The sequence below is a fragment of the Staphylococcus sp. HMSC056G08 genome (assembly GCF_001812305.1).
Taxonomy (GTDB): domain Bacteria; phylum Bacillota; class Bacilli; order Staphylococcales; family Staphylococcaceae; genus Staphylococcus; species Staphylococcus simulans.
Genome location: NZ_KV808433.1, coordinates 1 through 17475, shown reverse-complemented (window position 1 = coordinate 17475; position 17475 = coordinate 1). Strand labels below are relative to the sequence as shown.

15 protein-coding genes are annotated in these 17475 nt (G+C 36.3%); 10 read left to right on the top strand and 5 right to left on the bottom strand.

What is annotated here, in order from left to right; translation table 11 throughout:
* Window positions 1–22: 22 nt before the first annotated feature.
* Window positions 23–778 carry a pyruvate formate-lyase-activating protein gene (pflA, locus tag HMPREF2846_RS01190; protein WP_057510118.1) on the top strand — a complete coding sequence of 252 codons (756 nt, stop codon included), beginning with the start codon at window positions 23–25 and terminating at the stop codon, window positions 776–778.
* 213 nt (window positions 779–991) lie between these two features.
* Window positions 992–1393, top strand: coding sequence for a sporulation protein (locus tag HMPREF2846_RS01185; RefSeq protein WP_002479853.1), 402 nt, complete (start codon window positions 992–994; stop codon window positions 1391–1393).
* Window positions 1394–1505: 112 nt separating this feature from the next.
* Here HMPREF2846_RS01185 and HMPREF2846_RS01180 read toward each other — a convergent pair whose 3' ends face one another.
* Window positions 1506–2501, bottom strand: coding sequence for an NADP-dependent oxidoreductase (locus HMPREF2846_RS01180; RefSeq protein WP_031262648.1), 996 nt, complete (start codon window positions 2499–2501; stop codon window positions 1506–1508).
* 266 nt (window positions 2502–2767) lie between these two features.
* On the opposite strand from HMPREF2846_RS01180, the gene HMPREF2846_RS01175 reads away from it, so the two are divergent.
* A complete protein-coding gene (locus HMPREF2846_RS01175; RefSeq protein ID WP_002479851.1) occupies window positions 2768–4069 on the top strand; it encodes a pyrimidine-nucleoside phosphorylase in 1302 nt (433 codons plus the stop codon).
* Between the two features lie 33 nt (window positions 4070–4102).
* Window positions 4103–5296, top strand: a complete 1194-nt coding sequence (gene deoB, locus HMPREF2846_RS01170) for a phosphopentomutase (RefSeq protein WP_002479850.1) — start codon at window positions 4103–4105, stop codon at window positions 5294–5296.
* A 96-nt stretch (window positions 5297–5392) separates the two neighbouring features.
* Here deoB and HMPREF2846_RS01165 read toward each other — a convergent pair whose 3' ends face one another.
* Window positions 5393–6418 carry a PTS sugar transporter subunit IIC gene (locus tag HMPREF2846_RS01165; protein ID WP_002479849.1) on the bottom strand — a complete coding sequence of 342 codons (1026 nt, stop codon included), beginning with the start codon at window positions 6416–6418 and terminating at the stop codon, window positions 5393–5395.
* 204 nt (window positions 6419–6622) lie between these two features.
* Here HMPREF2846_RS01165 and HMPREF2846_RS01160 point away from each other — a divergent pair, with 204 nt between their 5' ends.
* The 3 genes from HMPREF2846_RS01160 (at window position 6623) to HMPREF2846_RS01150 (ending at window position 10114) form a co-directional block, all read left to right on the top strand.
* Window positions 6623–7492 carry a fructosamine kinase family protein gene (locus HMPREF2846_RS01160; RefSeq protein WP_002479848.1) on the top strand — a complete coding sequence of 290 codons (870 nt, stop codon included), beginning with the start codon at window positions 6623–6625 and terminating at the stop codon, window positions 7490–7492.
* Window positions 7493–7628: 136 nt separating this feature from the next.
* A complete protein-coding gene (locus tag HMPREF2846_RS01155) occupies window positions 7629–9059 on the top strand; it encodes a polyphosphate--AMP phosphotransferase (RefSeq protein ID WP_023015496.1) in 1431 nt (476 codons plus the stop codon).
* Window positions 9060–9154: 95 nt separating this feature from the next.
* Window positions 9155–10114 carry a cation diffusion facilitator family transporter gene (locus HMPREF2846_RS01150; protein WP_070625319.1) on the top strand — a complete coding sequence of 320 codons (960 nt, stop codon included), beginning with the start codon at window positions 9155–9157 and terminating at the stop codon, window positions 10112–10114.
* Window positions 10115–10371: 257 nt separating this feature from the next.
* On the opposite strand, the gene HMPREF2846_RS01145 is transcribed toward HMPREF2846_RS01150, so the two are convergent.
* Window positions 10372–10998 (bottom strand): FMN-dependent NADH-azoreductase, encoded by a 627-nt coding sequence (locus HMPREF2846_RS01145; protein WP_070625318.1) that lies wholly within the window; start codon window positions 10996–10998, stop codon window positions 10372–10374.
* Window positions 10999–11200: 202 nt separating this feature from the next.
* Between HMPREF2846_RS01145 and HMPREF2846_RS01140 the strand changes: the two genes are divergently transcribed.
* Window positions 11201–11506 (top strand): hypothetical protein, encoded by a 306-nt coding sequence (locus HMPREF2846_RS01140; RefSeq protein ID WP_002479843.1) that lies wholly within the window; start codon window positions 11201–11203, stop codon window positions 11504–11506.
* A 50-nt stretch (window positions 11507–11556) separates the two neighbouring features.
* Here HMPREF2846_RS01140 and HMPREF2846_RS01135 read toward each other — a convergent pair whose 3' ends face one another.
* Window positions 11557–11796: a hypothetical protein gene (locus HMPREF2846_RS01135; RefSeq protein ID WP_002479842.1), complete on the bottom strand. Its 240-nt coding sequence runs from the start codon at window positions 11794–11796 to the stop codon at window positions 11557–11559.
* A 154-nt stretch (window positions 11797–11950) separates the two neighbouring features.
* Here HMPREF2846_RS01135 and srtA point away from each other — a divergent pair, with 154 nt between their 5' ends.
* Entirely contained in the window at window positions 11951–12559 is a 609-nt protein-coding gene (srtA, locus tag HMPREF2846_RS01130) for a class A sortase SrtA (protein WP_023015493.1), read from the top strand.
* Between the two features lie 86 nt (window positions 12560–12645).
* Here the strand turns inward: srtA and bioB are convergent, their stop codons facing one another.
* Entirely contained in the window at window positions 12646–13656 is a 1011-nt protein-coding gene (gene bioB, locus HMPREF2846_RS01125) for a biotin synthase BioB (protein ID WP_070625317.1), read from the bottom strand.
* 587 nt (window positions 13657–14243) lie between these two features.
* Here bioB and HMPREF2846_RS01120 point away from each other — a divergent pair.
* The coding region (locus HMPREF2846_RS01120) for an SdrD B-like domain-containing protein (RefSeq protein WP_070625316.1) at window positions 14244–17475 on the top strand (3232 nt) is incomplete at its 3' end.

Here is a 17475-nt window from a genome sequence, read left to right as displayed (position 1 = left end):
GAAACAAAAAGAAAGGACGATTATTATGGAAGGAAGAATTCACTCAGTAGAAAGTTTAGGGACAGTTGACGGCCCAGGCCTTCGCTATATTATATTTACGCAAGGATGTTTGTTAAGATGCCTGTACTGTCATAACCCTGACACTTGGGGTTTGACTGACGCATCCCGTAAAGCGACAGTTGACGAATTAGTGGATGAGATTCTTCCATATCGTCCTTACTTTACTGTCTCTGGCGGAGGTGTCACAATCAGCGGTGGCGAACCTTTGCTTCAAATGCCATTTGTAGAAGCATTATTTAAAGAGCTTAAAAAAGCAGATATTCACACATGCATTGATACTTCGGCAGGCTGTGTGAATGAAACAAAAGCATTTCTTTCCCATTTAGATAATTTGCTTGAGTATACTGACTTGATTTTGCTCGATTTAAAACATATTGATAATGAAAAACATATCGCATTAACAGGTAAACCTAATGAACATATTATTAAATTTGCGAAGATGTTGTCAGAACGAAAACAACCTGTTTGGATTCGCCATGTCCTTGTACCAGGTTATACTGATGATGAAGAAGATTTAATTAAACTCGGTGAATTTATTAACTCACTTGAGAATGTAGAACGCTTTGAAATCTTACCTTATCATCAACTTGGTGTGCATAAGTACGAAGCATTAGAACTTGAATATCCATTAGAAGGTGTAATCGAACCGACAACAGAAGAAGTTGTACGTGCATACGATTTAGTAAACTTTAAAGGTATCACTCCAGTTAGTGTATAAATATTAGAACTAAAAAAACAGACGCTTAGAATGAATTTTTCTATGTGTCTGTTTTTCAATATGCTTAGATTGACATGAGATGAAATTCTTTTTTAAGATAAAGTTGTTGTTCAAATCTAATGAATCAGTTTTTGAATTAAACGACTTAAAGTTAGGGAAGAGATAAATAAGTCGAGAGGATAAAACTTCACAACATTTCAAGGAGGGCATACTATGTTTGAAAAAATCTTAACATCATTAGGTGTAGGTGCATTAACAGTAGAAACACGTTTAGAAAAAGATGTGTTTGATGCTAATGAATTGATTAAAGGTAAAGTCGTATTAAAAGGCGGAGATGCGGATCAACAAATCTCTAAAATTAAATTATCTTTAATCGAACACAAAGAAAATGAAACAGAACACAGTGACTTTGATGAAATGGAAAATGTTTTACAAGTCTATGAAATTCATAGTGAACAAGTGGTTGAAGCGGCACAAACAGTGGAAAAACCATTTGAATTTCCACTAGAGAATTATGAATTCCAAAAAGATACAGATGCTTTGACGCTCAGAACTTATGTTTATATTGATAATGGTGCTGACGCAGAAGAAGACGCTGAAATTTCAATTCAATAAACTATAATTATTTGAAGTATATATATAGAAACACCACATCATTTCTATCGCAAAGGTTGAGGTTTGTGATAAAAGTGATGTGGTGTTTTTATGTTTGCTTTTGTATTTCAAATCATCTTGAAATACGAATGACCACTTTGCCAGTTGCGTGGCCTTGTTGAATGTATTCTAAAGCTTTATCTGTTTCTTCAAAATCAAAAGTTAAGTCTAACACAGGTTTGATTTTACCTGATTCAATCAATTGTCTGATTTTGTTGAGTTGTGAACGACTGTCACGTGTAAAGATAAAGTGATATGAAGCGTGATGTTGGCGTGCTGCACGATGAACTTTACGGGCCGCAAATTTTAATAAGAAACGTTTCCATAAAGAGAGTTTCAAATCTTTCGCGGTTTGCGCATCAGGAATGCCGCTGATAGAAACCACTTTACCTAAAGGTTTTAAAATCTTAAATGCTGAAAATAAGTTTTCGCCGCCTAACGTATCAAAAACACCATCATAGTTGGTTAAACTATCAGTAAAGTTTTGACGACGGTAATCGATGATGTTATCAGCACCGAGATCTTTGACAAGCTCACGATTTTTACTGCTGGTTGTTGTCGCAACGTAAGCGCCTAATACTTTCGCAAATTGAATCGCAAAAGAACCAACGCCCCCAGAGCCTGCTTGGATTAAAACTTTTTGATCTTTGGTTAAATGCATGACGTCATTTAAAGCTTGGTAAGAAGTTAAACCTGCCATAGGAATAGAAGCAGCTTCTTCATAACTTAAGTGATTTGGCATTGCCGCAATTTGGTTTTGCGTAGCCGTAATATATTCTGCGAAAGCACCTGCTTTTAAGCCATAGACATTGTCACCGACTTGGAATGCAGAAATATGCTTGCCGACTTCCACGATTTCCCCCGCAAAATCATGTCCCATAATATAAGGTGTTTTATAATTAAAGAAGAGGCGCATTTTACCGCCTTGCGCAATTTTAAAATCGACTGGATTGACACTTGCCGCATGTATTTTAATAAGCACTTGATTGTCTTTGATTTTAGGTCGTTTGATTTCTTTTAATTCTGCTTTGGCATGTTTGCCATATTTTTTATTGATGATTGCTCGCATTTTCACTTTTGCCATACCCTAAACACTTCCAATTTCTAATTTACTTTATTATACACCTACTTTCCCTAGAAATACGCAGTTTAATCTATGTTTCACAAGCTTGTGAAATTGTGTTATTTATATTCTTGGCGCAAATAATTGTTTTTGATTTTGACTCATTCTCTATTCATTTCATTCTCGTTTTGATGTATTCTCATGGTAAAATATAAGTAAGCAAGTGTCACAAAGCACAGATGAAAGAGAATACTTGAAGGAGTGACAGTATTATGAGAATGGTGGATTTAATCGATAAGAAAAGGGACGGCAAGGCATTAACGACTGAAGAAATTAATTGGATGGTCGAACACTATACGAATGGTGACATCCCAGATTATCAAATGTCGAGTCTTGCGATGGCAATTTATTTCCAAGATATGAATGATGAAGAGCGTGCTGCTTTAACCATGGCAATGGTACATTCAGGAGATATGATTGATTTATCCAAAATCGAAGGGATTAAAGTTGATAAACACTCTACAGGCGGCGTAGGAGATACGACGACATTAGTACTTGCGCCACTCGTTGCGGCAGTGGGTGTACCAGTTGCTAAGATGAGCGGACGTGGATTAGGACACACAGGCGGTACTATCGATAAATTAGAAGCGGTTGATGGCTTCCATGTAGAAATCTCAGAAGATGAGTTCATTCGTCTTGTAAATGAAGATAAATTAGCAGTAATTGGACAATCAGGTAACTTAACACCGGCCGATAAGAAGATTTATGCATTGCGTGATGTGACAGGTACAGTAAATTCTATCCCATTAATCGCATCTTCTATTATGAGTAAGAAGATTGCGGCGGGTGCCGATGCGATTGTTTTAGATGTTAAGACAGGTAACGGCGCATTCATGAAGACGTTAGATGATGCGAAAGCATTGGCACATGCGATGGTTAAAATCGGTAATGATGTCGGCAGACAAACTATGGCGATTATTTCTGATATGAGTCAACCACTCGGCAATGCGATTGGTAATGCGCTTGAATTAAAAGAAGCAATCGATACATTACGTGGTGAAGGACCAGAAGATCTAACTGAACTTGTAATGACGCTTGGTTCTCAAATGGTCGTGCTCGGCGGTAAAGCTGAAACATTAGATGAAGCACGTACGTTACTTCAAGAAGCCATTGACAGCGGTGCGGCTTTAGATAAATTCCGCACATTCTTAGGCAATCAAGGGGGTAATACAGAAGTAGTAGACCATCCTGAATTATTACCTCAAGCCAAATACCAAATTGACATTCCAGCCAAATCAAGCGGTGTTGTCACTGAGATTGTGGCGAACGAAATGGGTATTGCGTCTATGATGCTAGGTGCAGGACGCCAAACAAAAGAAGATGAAATAGATTTAGCTGTCGGCTTAGTTCTGCATAAAAAAGTCGGTGACAAAGTTGAAGAGGGCGAAAGCCTGATGACAGTTTACAGTAATACGGAATCCATTGATGATGTCAAAGCTAAAATCTATGATAATATTACGATTGCGCAAACAGGTGAAGCACCGACATTGATTCATACGGTGATTACTGAATAAATTTGAAATAAAGAAAGATAGGAGCGAATGAGTATGACAACTCCATTTAAACGTGTACATTTAATTGTGATGGACTCTGTAGGTATCGGAGAAGGGCCGGATGCGGCCGCATTCAACGATGAAGGCAGCCACACTTTAAAACATACATTAGAAGGATTTAAACAAAAATTACCGAATTTAGAACGTTTAGGATTAGGTAACATTGATCAATTACCAGTTGTTAATGAAGTCGAACATCCTGAAGCCTTTTATACAAAACTCAGCGAAGCTTCTGTTGGCAAAGATACAATGACAGGTCATTGGGAAATTATGGGCTTAAACATCATGCAGCCATTTAAAGTTTATCCTGAAGGTTTCCCAGATGAACTAGTTAAAGAAATTGAAGATATGACAGGACGTAAAATAGTCGCGAACCGACCAGCTTCTGGTACGCAGATTATTGATGAGTGGGGCGAACATCAAATGAAGACAGGTGATTTGATTGTCTATACTTCAGCTGACCCTGTACTTCAAATTGCGGCACACGAAGATATCATTCCTTTAGAAGAACTTTATGATATCTGCGAGAAGGTCCGTGAATTAACGAAAGATCCTAAATATTTAATTGGACGTATTATTGCACGTCCTTATGTGGGCGAACCAGGTAATTTCACACGTACGTCAAATCGCCATGATTATGCATTGAAACCATTTGGTCGTACTGTCATGAATGAATTAAAGGATAATGGTTACGATGTCATCGCAATTGGTAAAATCAATGATATATATGATGGTGAAGGTGTAACGAAAGCGGTACGTACAAAAAATAATATGGATGGTATGGATCAACTTGTTGAAGTTGTTAAACATGACTTTACTGGACTCAGTTTCTTAAACTTAGTTGATTTCGATGCGTTATATGGCCATCGTCGTGATAAAGATGGTTACGCGCAAGCAATCAAAGAATTTGATGAACGTTTACCAGAACTCTTTGAAAATCTGCAAGAAGATGATTTAGTCATTATTACTGCAGATCATGGTAATGATCCGATTGCGCCTGGTACAGACCATACGCGTGAATATATTCCAGTATTGTTCTATAGTCCTAAATTAAAAGATCAAGCACATGAACTTAGCGGTGATACAACGTTCAGTTCTATCGGTGCGACAATCGCAGATAACTTTAATGTACCAATGCCTGAATTTGGACGTAGCTATTTATCTGAATTAGGTGTTGAAACAGAATAACTGAATTTCCTAAGTAAGTTAGTGTAAATACAAAATAACGTTCTATCCAAGTAATCAGGATAGAACGTTATTTTTATGATGTATGTTGAATTATGACTACGAATTTGAAGTGCGTTTGTCACCAATATGGATTTTCTGATCACCATCTTTAATCCATCCTGCATTACGACACACTTTATAAAGCAAGTAGCTGACAATGGCAGGTAAAGCAATTTGGAAAACACCGATTAAAATCCAAGTGTGAAGTGAAGCACCCATGGTATTTATCGTCATAATCTGTCCAATAAAACCGCTCGTTCCCATACCAGCACCTGCCGCATTATTAGTCATTGGGAAGAGTGTCGTCATGATTGGAGCGACAATTGCGCTTGCGAGTGTCGGTGGAATAAGTATTGCGGGGTTCATTAAGATATTCGGTACTTGCAACATACTTGTACCGATACCGACTGAAATGATACCGCCGACGCCATTATCTTTATAGCTCGTTACCGCAAAACCGACCATTTGTGCACAACAACCGATTGTTGCGGCACCTGCGGCTAAACCAGATAAATCTAGCATTAAAGCTAAAGCAGCACTTGAAATCGGTGCTGTTAAAGCTAGACCGAAAATCACTGCGACTAAGATACCCATCACAAGCGGACGTTGATCAGTCGCAAGCATAATCATTTTACCAAGTGACACCATAAAGTCATTTAAGAATGGTCCAATAAATTTAGCCACTGCACCACCGACAATTAAAGTAAGTAATGGTGAGATAATAATGTCAATTTTCGTTTTAGCTGCATAAAAACGACTTAATTCAGTGGCGATTAAAGTGGCAACGAAGGCACCTACTGCACCGCCGCCAAACTTGTCATAGCCGAGAGAACCGACGATGATACAAGAAAAGACAACTAAAGGTTGTGCACCTAAACCATAGGCAATGGCACCACCGATTGCGGCACCTGTTAAGCCCATCGCGACTGTGCCGATTTCAGATAAAAAATGTAAATTTAAAACAGGAAACAAAGTTTGTTTACCGATAGTTTGTAAGATTAAACCGATAATAAGTGAACCGAATAGGCCTAAGGTCATATAACTTAGACCTTGAATAAACCAACGATGTAGAAGTTTTTTCATTTAGGATTTCACCCTCCAATTATTTGTCATTAGTATAGCATAAAAGCAACTGCAAAAAAGATTGTTATTTTGAATAACACGCTATTGTAAAAAGAAATAAACAAAAGTCATGTTCCTAAGAAGAGGGTTAATAAAAGCAAGTTATAATTATAAGATAAGTGGTATATATTATGTATGAGACATTTTAGAACGGGGGAAGAAATAATGGATAAGTTATGGCAACAAAATTTACCGATTTCAGGTATTAAAGATATTGTACCTGTCGCAGGCGGTGACGTGAATGATGCATATCGTATTGATACTGAAAATGATGAAACTTTCTTCTTATTAGTACAACCGAATACTTCTTATGACTTCTATGCGGCAGAAGCAGAAGGGTTGAAAGATTTTGAGTATGCGGAGGTTACTGCACCGCGTGTGATTGCGAATGGTGAAATTGATGGAGATGCTTATTTAGTTTTAAGTTGGCTAGAAGAGGGACCACGAGGCAGCCAAGCTGAACTGGGTAAATTGGTCGCAAAATTGCACGATTTCCATAATCCAGACAAACGTTTTGGTTACGATCATCCTTATGAAGGCAGAGATATTTCTTTCAATAATGAATGGACAGATTCTTGGAAAGAAATCTTTGTGAACCGCAGATTGGATCATTTAAGAGAAGTGGTCGTTGAAAAAGGATTGTGGAACGTCGATCAATTGAATAAATTTGATAATGTACGTCAAGTGATTGTGAATGCATTAGACAATCACAAAAGTAAACCATCGCTATTACATGGTGATTTATGGGGCGGCAACTATATGTTCTTAGAAAATGGTGAACCTGCACTCTTTGATCCAGCTCCAATGTATGGCGATCGTGAATTCGATTTAGGAGCGACAACGACATTCGGTGGTTTCTCAGAAGAATTCTATGAAGCTTATGATAAAGCTTATCCTTTAGATGAAGGTGCGTATCAACGTATTGAATTCTATAAATTCTATTTATTATTAGTACACTTAGTGAAATTCGGTCCAATGTATGAAGGCAGTGTAGATGCTTCAATGGATAAAATTTTAAGTGATGCCAACTTCTAATTGGAATCATAGCGACTTACTAGTAAAGTAGGTCGCTTTTTACATAGCTTTTGTTCTGGTGGAGTTTTACTCCTTTGTCCATTTCAAGCGTAAAAAATGTTAATTTATAAGTAAGTTTAAAAATGGGGTGAGAATAATGTCAACTAAGATTAAAGACCTAGAGTTAGAAGCATCTGAGTTAACAAGAACAACACATCAATTAGGAATTCCAGTGATGATTCTTTTCGAGGGTGTACCTGCGGCAGGGAAAACACGTTTATCTAATGAATTATTATTAACTTTGGATGCGAAATACTCGAGCTTTATTGCGACCGCATCACCGACACCAGAAAATTTACGTTACCAATTCTTACAAAAGTATTGGAACACATTACCAGGCAAAGGAGATATTAATATTTATTTCCGTAGCTGGTATGCGCACTATATTGATTACAAAGTAAATGGTATTAAGCATTTACAGTACAAAGATTATCATGTATTGCGTGATCAAATTGATGGTTTTGAAACGATGCTTGAAAACGACCAATATGAAATCATTAAATTTTATATTGAAATTGATGAACAAAAACGCCAAGAACATATTAGACAAACGAAAGAAAATCCTCTTACAAGATGGAAAGCACAAGAATATGAAAATGTTATTCCGGATGATATTTATCTTGAAGAAATGCGTGAAATTCTTCAAGATCCAACTCAAAAAGATTGGAAGATTATTGATTATACGGATGGAGAAGCGGCTACTATTTTAATGTATGAACACATTATCAAACGCCTTAAAAAAGCGATTAAAGCTTATCACGAACGTGTTCAAACACGTGATGGTTTATTTACTGAAGGGTATACAACAGATGTTTTCGATAATCCATTAGAAAAAGTCAGTAAATCAGAGTACAAAACACAAATAGAAAAACTTCAAGCACGTATGTTAGAAATTCAATTTGCGTTATATGAACGAAAAATTCCATTAATTTTAGTGTTTGAAGGTATGGATGCGGCAGGTAAAGGCGGTAATATTAAACGCATTCGTGAGAAACTTGATCCGACGGGTTATGAAGTCAATGCGATTAGTGCACCTACAGATGTTGAACTTGCACACCAATACTTATGGCGTTTTGCGCGAGATATGCCACGAACAGGACATATTGAACTTTTTGACCGCAGTTGGTATGGCCGTGTACTGGTAGAACGTGTAGAAGGTTTTGCGACAACGGATGAATGGCAACGTGCTTATCATGAAATTAATGACTTTGAAAAAATGTGGACAGATGAAGGAGCAATTCTGTTAAAATTCTTCTTAAGCTTAGATAAAGATGTTCAGTTAGAACGTTTTAAAGCTAGAGAAGAAAATCCGGATAAACAATGGAAGATTACGGATGAGGATTGGCGCAACCGTGAAAAGTGGGATTTATATTTAGAAGCCAGTGCGGATATGATTCAAAAAACCGATACTCATAATGCACCATGGTATGTTGTGCCAGCTGATCATAAGAAAACAGCGCGTATTGCGGTATTAAAACGTATTATTAAAACATGTGAAACTGCTTTGTGGGGCGTACACCACGATTAAAGACTGATATACTAGTGTGAAGTATAAAGTTAATTACGGGATATATTGTCAATGGATAGAAAAGAAACAATGGCAAGAAGGGGGAGAAGAAAATAATGGCGAGAAATTATTCTAGAACCTATTATTTTCATCATGTGGAACATCGCAAAATTCAACAAAGTTCTAAGAAAACACTGTGGTTATCTTTAATTATTACGTTATTCTTTACATTTGTTGAATTTATAGGAGGTATTGTGTCGAACTCACTGGCACTTTTATCAGACTCCTTCCACATGCTCAGTGACGTTTTAGCACTGGGGTTATCAATGGTCGCAATTTATTTATCAAGCAGGCAGCCGACTGACCGTTTTACTTATGGGTTTTTAAGGTTCGAAGTTATCGCTGCTTTCTTGAACGGACTGGCACTTGTAGTGATTTCACTGTGGATTTTTTATGAAGCTATTATGCGTATGATTTTCCCGAGAGAAATTGAAAGTGGACTAATGCTAGTGATTGCGGTAATTGGTTTAATCGTTAATATTGTATTAACGTGGTTACTGTATCATTCTTTAAAATCTGAAGAAAATATCAATATTCAAAGTGCATTATGGCATTTCTTTGGTGACTTATTAAATTCAGTGGGTGTCATCTTAGCAGTGATTTTAATTAAATTGACTGGTATTCAAATGATTGACCCGATTTTAAGTATTGTCATTTCAGCAGTTTTATTAAATGGTGGTTATAAAATTTTGAAAAATGCGTGGATGATTTTAATGGAATCTGTGCCAGAAGGTTTAGATGTCGATCAAATCATGGATGATATGAAAAAAGCAAAACATGTTTTAGATGTGCATGAATTCCATTTATGGAGTGTAACTTCTGATCAGTATTCATTATCTGCACATGTGGTATTAGATAGTAAAGATAGCCAGGATGCATATCGCATCATCAACCAGTTAGAGCAATTATTAAAAACAAAGTATGGCTTGCATCATACAACGTTACAGATTGAACATCTAGATTTGAATCACTTAGATGAAAATTATTTTGAGCAATTTGAAGATGAAAAAGCATAAATATGTGTGATTCAATTCTCTTTTGGGTAATATAATAAGTACGGTTATAAAATTCAACCGTTTGTTTAGTTGATATAAGACAAAACATAACTAAAGGAGGCTATATTATGGCTGAAGAGAAAAAAGGTTCAATCCAAGGACGCGTAGTAGACGAAACTAAAGAGCAAGCGAAAAAGCAAAAAGAAAAATTAGAAAAGAAAAACGAAGATAAATAATAAAAAAACGGGCAGCCATTAAGGTTGCCCGTTTTTATATGATTAAAATTGTTTTGCGAATTGTTCTGCTTGTTGAATCGCATTTAGTTTAATTTCTTCTGCATTTTCTGGTTCTGCATTGTGACCTTCAATTGCGATTAAACTAATATCAGGTACACCCATGAATGCTAGGATAGTGCGGATATAACGGTCTCCTAATTCAAAGTCAGCTGCTGGACCTTCGCTGTAGTAGCCGCCACGTGATTGGATATGCAATGCTGCTTTATCTGTTAATAAGCCTTGTGGACCTTCAGCAGTGTATTTGAATGTTTTACCAGCAACTGCGACTGCGTCGAAATAACGTTTAACTGCAGGAGGGAATGATAAGTTCCACATTGGTGTAACGAAAACATATTTATCTGCCGCTACGAATTGATCTACAAGTTCAGTTAAACGGTTAACTTTTTGTTGTTCTGAATCTGTTAATGTTTCGCCAGATTGTAATTTACCCCAACCTGAAAATACTTCAGCATCGATTTCAGGTACTTCATCTTTAAATAAGTCGATGTGAACGACTTCATCTTCAGGGTGTTCTGCTTTGTAAGTATCAATAAAAGCTTTTCCAACTGCCATTGAGTTAGAAACCATTTCATCTAATGGGTGTGCAGTGATATATAAAATTTGTGACATTAATAATCATCCTTTTTCATGTAACGCAAGATATATTTATTATACTAGGTACAATTACTATATGTAAAGGGTAAAGTTTTCACTTTTGGTGCATCTTAAAGAAATGAAATAAGTAGATTTAGTGAACAAGTAAGTTTAAAGTGGAGTGTGTTCTAGGGTTAGGTTTATAATATTTTTGAAATTCATACCTAGAGGTGAAGTGATGAAGAATTTAATCATCGGTACATTATTATTTTTGTTAGTAGTGGGTTCAGGTTTGTATACGATTAAAGCTGAAATGCAGAATGATGCGAAGGCAGCAGCAACACAAAAATATAAAGTCAAAGGTATAACAACAGAAAAACAATTAAAAGCATTCTTTAATGATCCGAAGAAAACAGAAGCACAAAAGTTAGGCGCATATGAGACAGCTGTCGAAAATAAAGTCATTCCTCGCAGTCCGCATTTTCAAAGTGCTGATGCAGCATATAAAGAATCTATGAAGTTGAAACACCATAAGCAACAATAAAATAAAATCATCATTTATAAAGTAAGTGACAGGCTTTATAAATGGTGATTTTATGTTAAATGTAGAAAATTTTTGATTTCATCTAGTGAAGGAAGTTGTTCAGTATAATATTCAAGGTTTTGAAGTAAAGGTTGATTATCTGACCATTGTTGAATTTGACTTAAGAAAGTACCATTAAAAATTTGACCATAGAAATGTAGGAAGTTAGATAAATAATTGCCTTCTTGCCATACTTTGTAAGTTCCGATAAGTGCTAATATAAAAACGATTCCTTTAAATAAATTCCACATCGTCTTTCTCCTTGAAAATAGTTTGTTATCTAATTAATTGTATAACATTTTTATTGTGATTGCTAGTGAGCGCATTGCTCTATATGAATATTGAAAACCATGTTATAATGAATGAAATTCACAGCATGAGTCGAACTGAATTAGGAGGTTTATAATGGGTAAATGGAAATCACGGTTATTTACATTAGTGGGTGTCGTACTTATTTTAGCGGGCATCTTTATGGTGTTTAAACCACAAATCAACCACTTTATAGCTGGTAAAGAAAATGAAGCGAAAATAGAACAATACGATAAACAACAAGCCTCAAAAAAACAAGAGAAAAAAGAAGTGCCGCAAGTTCCTAAAGATAAATCACAATTGGTAGGGTATATTGATATACCAAGTGTGAATATTAAAGAAGCGGTTTATCCTGGTGAAGCAACACCTGAACAATTAAACAGAGGTGTCAGCTTAGCCGAAGAGGATGAATCATTAGATCAACAAAACATAGCGATTGCCGGTCATACAAATACATCAGGCAACTATCAATTTACAAATTTACACAAAGTAAAAAAAGGTGCAAAAGTCACTTTTAAGGTCGGCAAAGAAACACGTAAATATAAAATCACAAAGATTAAAGACGTAAAACCTACTGAAATTAGTGTGTTAGCTGAACAGAAAAAGAAAAAAGATCAATTAACATTAATTACATGTGATGATTATAATCCACAAACTGGCGAGTGGGAAACACGTAGTATTTATACTGCTGAAAGAGTTGCATAATAAGAAAGACCTGAGACAACGATAACAGTCTCAGGTCTATTTTTTATGTTTCTACTATTATGCTTCTATTTTTTATGTTTCTACTATTATGCTTCTAATTTCTGTGTGATTTGTTCGGCAGTATCTTCAGGTAAATTACTGTGATCAATTTCAAAACCTAAGTCTTGAATCATGCGATAATCCATTTCATTCGGCTGACCACCTGTAATTAAGTAATCACCTACAAAAATTGAGTTAGCTGCTAGTAATGCTAAAGGTTGGAGTGATTGTAAGTTGATTTCACGTCCGCCTGCAATTCTAATTTCTTTAGTTGGATTAACCAAACGGAATAAAGCAATGATTCGTAAACATTTCATAGGTGTAAGTTCGTCCATCTCTCCGAACTTTGTGCCTTGAATAGGATGTAAGAAATTAATAGGAATACTGTCTGCATCAATTTCTTTTAAGGCAAAGGCCATATCAATTCTATCTTGATCTGTTTCACCCATGCCGCAGATAACGCCAGAGCAAGGTGATATATGATGTGCTTTCATAATTTCTACAGTATTCACACGTTGTTCATAGGAATGGGTTGTGACCACAGTATCATGATAATTTTCACTTGTATTTAAGTTATGGTTGTAACGATCAACACCTGCATCTTTTAAACGTTGTGCTTGATCATCATTTGCGATGCCTAAACATGCACAAACTTTTAATTCAGGATGCGTTTGTTTGATTTGTTTCACTGATGAAGTGATATGGTCAACTTCTTTATCACTAGGACCACGACCGCTCATCACAATACAGTATGTACCTATTTGATGTTCAGCAGCAGTATTTGCGCCAGCCACAATGTCATTTTCAGGAATCAAAGCATAACGGTCTTTTCTTTTCATATCCCTTGATTGACCACAGTACCCACAATCTTCAGGACAGATACCACTCTTCGCATTTAAAATCATATTCAGTTTTACTTTCTTTCCGTAATAATGTTTTCGAATAGCATAAGCCTCATCTAATAATGTCATCGTATCAATAGATTCATCTGTATATAAATTATAGGCTTCTTCTTTAGTGAGTGATTTACCGTTTAAAATATCTTGTGCAATTTGCATAATCGAGATCTCCTTTATAGTGAAATTCAATATGTAAACTTATTAATGATTTAAGTTTACATTTGTGCGGGAGGATATGCAAGTGAAGATTTTTATGTGAAAGGGATGTTTTACAATATTTAAATTGTTAAAGTTAGGACATTTAAATCAAAAAATACAAAAGAAATCATCTAAATGTGTCTAAATTGTGACAAATATTAAGGGGTTATTAAATTTGTAAACGCTTTATTATTGAGATTATTTTGGAAACTGTAGAGTAAATTAACTCTAATCAGAGTGATAATTTATAAAAACGAAATAAATTGAGTTCAATTGCATCGTGTAGATTCGACCAACTTACAGATGATTTTTCGTTAACATAATTATACATTTAATCAAAAAATTTCATGCAGTTAAGTTTTTGTTGTTGAAATGCGTTGTTCCATAAAATTTACGAAAAATAAATCAATAGTAATACAAAGTTGTTTGGAACTGTGATACTATCTATTTATACTAGTTTTTTGAAAACTTAGGTAAGTGGTAAACAATATACGTAACAATTGGACAAGGGAAATTTTTTAATTTTTGGAAAGGGGTTATATCTTAATATGAGAAATAATTCACATTCGCGAGGCTTTGACGCAAGGCGTCAAAATAAATATTCGATCCGTCGTTTCACTGTAGGAACAGCTTCTATTATCGTTGGAGCAACTTTATTGTTCGGAATTGGTAACGAAGCAAGAGCTGCAGAAGGAACAACTGATTCTACTGGTAACCAAACGTCAGGTAGTTCGACTAGTGATCCAGCATCACAACCAACAGAAGATGCTGCACCAACTCAAGAGACTGCACCGACACAAGAAACACAAACAAACACAACAGATCAATCAACTGACCAATCGGTTGACCAACCTGTTGAATCAACAACACCACAAACTGATACAAAAACTACAGATGCACCTACAACTGGTGAAACTGTAACACCAGAACAAAATACAACAACTACTAATGATACAAATACAACAACTGCGTCAGATGCTCCACAACAAGAAACTTCTTCCCAAACTGCATCTTCAACAGATACATCATCGACAACAAAAGATACATCATCACAATCAGCACCAGAGTCGGCTGATACAACAACTTCTACAACACAAGAAAAATCAACTTCTGATACATCATCACAATCATCAACTTCAGATAAAGTAGATGCACCTACAACTGCTGCACAAGAACCAAGCAGTACAACACAAGAAAAATCAGCAGATACATCAAGCACTTCAAATACGACTTCTGCTCAAACAGCTGAAGAACCTGTAACTACTCAAGGTTCTACTGACCAAACGGTTGATAAGTCAACAGTTGAACCAAGTGCTGAACAAAATACTGTCTCATCTACTGAACCGACTCAACAAGTCATTGCAGCTGCTGATTCAAATACAACTACAGATGCAGGTACTACTCAAGATACATCTTTACAATCAAGTGATTTAGCTGCACAAGCTGGTGTTACAAGTGCTGATTCACCTGAACTAGCAACATACAAATTATTGCAACAATCTTCTGATAATAAAGATGCAAACACAATTCAAACGACAGCTGAAACAACACCAATGTCACGTTCATTCAGTTTAATGTCAGCATCACCAACAACATTCACAACATTAGCAGCAGCAACAGGCACGAATGTAAATGATTTAGTTACTATTTCAAATCCTACAATCTCAACAGAACAGATTGACCCTAACCAAAGTGGTAATTTCCGATTGAATGCAGATTATACTGTTAATGGAACAGTGCAAGGTGGAGACTATTTCACTGTACAAATGCCAACATATGCAAATATGGATGGGGAACTAGATTATACAAATACTAACAATCAATTCACAACTGAGTTATTATCACCATCAGGATATGTAGTTGCAAACGGTGTTTACGACACAACTACTAAAACTTTAACTTATACCTTTACTGACTGGGTTAATGATAAAGAAGATGTATCAGGGAGCTTTAGTTTAGCGCAGTTTGCGGATCGTAATACAGCGAAAGATTATGGAACATACCCATTAACTTATAACTTAGCTGGTGAAACATTTAATACACAAATCACATATGCATATGATTCACACGAACATGGGGTTTATCCGGCATACGTTGATTCAATGATTACAAATGTTGATGCGACAAATACAACTAACGATTTTACTGAAGTGGTTTATGTCAACCCAACTGATTTAAACTTAAGCAGTGCAGCTCTAGTTATGGCTCCAAAAGACGGTAACAGTAATGCGCTAATTGGCTTTGACTATACAACTTTCCATATTTATGAAGTTCCAGACCCAAGTCAATTACCTGATAGCTATGATTTTGAAGCTGCAGGTTACCAAGACTTAGCACAAAGTTTCCAAAATAACGGAAGTATTTATACAAATGCAAATGGTGATATGATTATTAATTTCGGTGCGATTGATAATCCGTATGTAGTAGTTATGGATTCACAATTCGATCCGACTTATAGTTCAAATTTAACAACTAGAGCGACTCTCTATGCAACAGATCAATCTGGTTACACAGCAAGCTATTTCTTTGATAACAGCTTTGTAATTGAAAATAGTTCAGGTACTGGAGACGGAACACTTGAAACTTATAGACTAGGTGACTATGTATGGGAAGATACTAACCAAAATGGTATTCAAGATAGTGGAGAAACACCAATTTCAAACGTGTTAGTTACTCTTAAAGATGCTAACGGTAACATTATCAATACAGCAGTAACAGACCGATATGGGAACTACTTATTCTCAGATTTAAATAACGGAGATTACACAGTAGAATTTAGTACACCAGAAGGCTATGTTCCGACTACACAAAATGCTGGAACAGATAGCACTGTAGACTCAAATGGTTTAGTTGTACCTGTAACAATTAATGGTGCGGATAACTTAACAATCGACTCTGGTTTCTATAAACCTGTAGCTGCGACATACAACTTAGGTGACTATGTATGGGAAGACAGCAACAAAGACGGCATCCAAAACTCTAACGAAGTAGGAATCGAAGGCGTAACTGTAACGTTAACAAAACCAGACGGCACGACTGAAACAACAGTAACAGGCGCTGACGGTAAATATGAATTCACTGGCCTAGAAAACGGTGAGTACACAGTTAACTTCTCAACGCCAGCAGGTTATGAAGCAACACTTGTAAATCAAGGCGATTTAACAGCGCTTGATTCAAACGGTACAACAACTACAGTTGTCATCAATAATGCTGATGATTACACAATCGACAGCGGTTTCTTCAAACCAGTTGTTGAACCAGAACCAGTACCAGCAACATACAACTTAGGTGACTATGTATGGGAAGACAGCAATAAAGACGGCATCCAAAACTCGAATGAAGTGGGTATCGAAGGCGTAACAGTAACATTGACAAAACCAGACGGATCAACAGTAACGACAGTTACAGATGCGAACGGTAAATATGAATTCACTGGCCTAGAAAACGGCGACTACACAGTTGATTTCACAGCACCGGAAGGTTATGAAGCAACATTAGTCAATGTAGGTGACGATGCATTGGATTCAGACGGCGCGTCAACAACAGTGACAATCAATAACGCGGATAACTACACAATCGACAGCGGATTCTACAAACCAGTTGAAGAGCCGACACCAGTACCAGCTACTTACACAGTTGGCGATAAAGTTTGGGAAGACAGCAATAAAGACGGTATCCAAAACTCAAATGAACCTGGCATCCCTGGCGTAGAAGTAACGTTGACAAAACCAGACGGTTCAACAGTAACGACAACAACAGACAATAACGGTAACTATGAGT

Bases quoted from the DNA above. Each gene is read 5' to 3' on its own strand.
- HMPREF2846_RS01185 (WP_002479853.1), top strand. From the start codon at position 992: ATGTTTGAAAAAATCTTAACATCATTAGGTGTAGGTGCATTAACAGTA.
- HMPREF2846_RS01145 (WP_070625318.1), bottom strand. From the start codon at position 10,998: ATGTCACAAATTTTATATATCACTGCACACCCATTAGATGAAATGGTT.
- HMPREF2846_RS01175 (WP_002479851.1), top strand. From the start codon at position 2,768: ATGAGAATGGTGGATTTAATCGATAAGAAAAGGGACGGCAAGGCATTA.
- HMPREF2846_RS01155 (WP_023015496.1), top strand. From the start codon at position 7,629: ATGTCAACTAAGATTAAAGACCTAGAGTTAGAAGCATCTGAGTTAACA.
- HMPREF2846_RS01135 (WP_002479842.1), bottom strand. From the start codon at position 11,796: ATGTGGAATTTATTTAAAGGAATCGTTTTTATATTAGCACTTATCGGA.
- srtA (WP_023015493.1), top strand. From the start codon at position 11,951: ATGGGTAAATGGAAATCACGGTTATTTACATTAGTGGGTGTCGTACTT.
- HMPREF2846_RS01140 (WP_002479843.1), top strand. From the start codon at position 11,201: ATGAAGAATTTAATCATCGGTACATTATTATTTTTGTTAGTAGTGGGT.
- HMPREF2846_RS01160 (WP_002479848.1), top strand. From the start codon at position 6,623: ATGGATAAGTTATGGCAACAAAATTTACCGATTTCAGGTATTAAAGAT.
- deoB (WP_002479850.1), top strand. From the start codon at position 4,103: ATGACAACTCCATTTAAACGTGTACATTTAATTGTGATGGACTCTGTA.
- HMPREF2846_RS01150 (WP_070625319.1), top strand. From the start codon at position 9,155: ATGGCGAGAAATTATTCTAGAACCTATTATTTTCATCATGTGGAACAT.
- HMPREF2846_RS01180 (WP_031262648.1), bottom strand. From the start codon at position 2,501: ATGCGAGCAATCATCAATAAAAAATATGGCAAACATGCCAAAGCAGAA.
- bioB (WP_070625317.1), bottom strand. From the start codon at position 13,656: ATGCAAATTGCACAAGATATTTTAAACGGTAAATCACTCACTAAAGAA.
- HMPREF2846_RS01165 (WP_002479849.1), bottom strand. From the start codon at position 6,418: ATGAAAAAACTTCTACATCGTTGGTTTATTCAAGGTCTAAGTTATATG.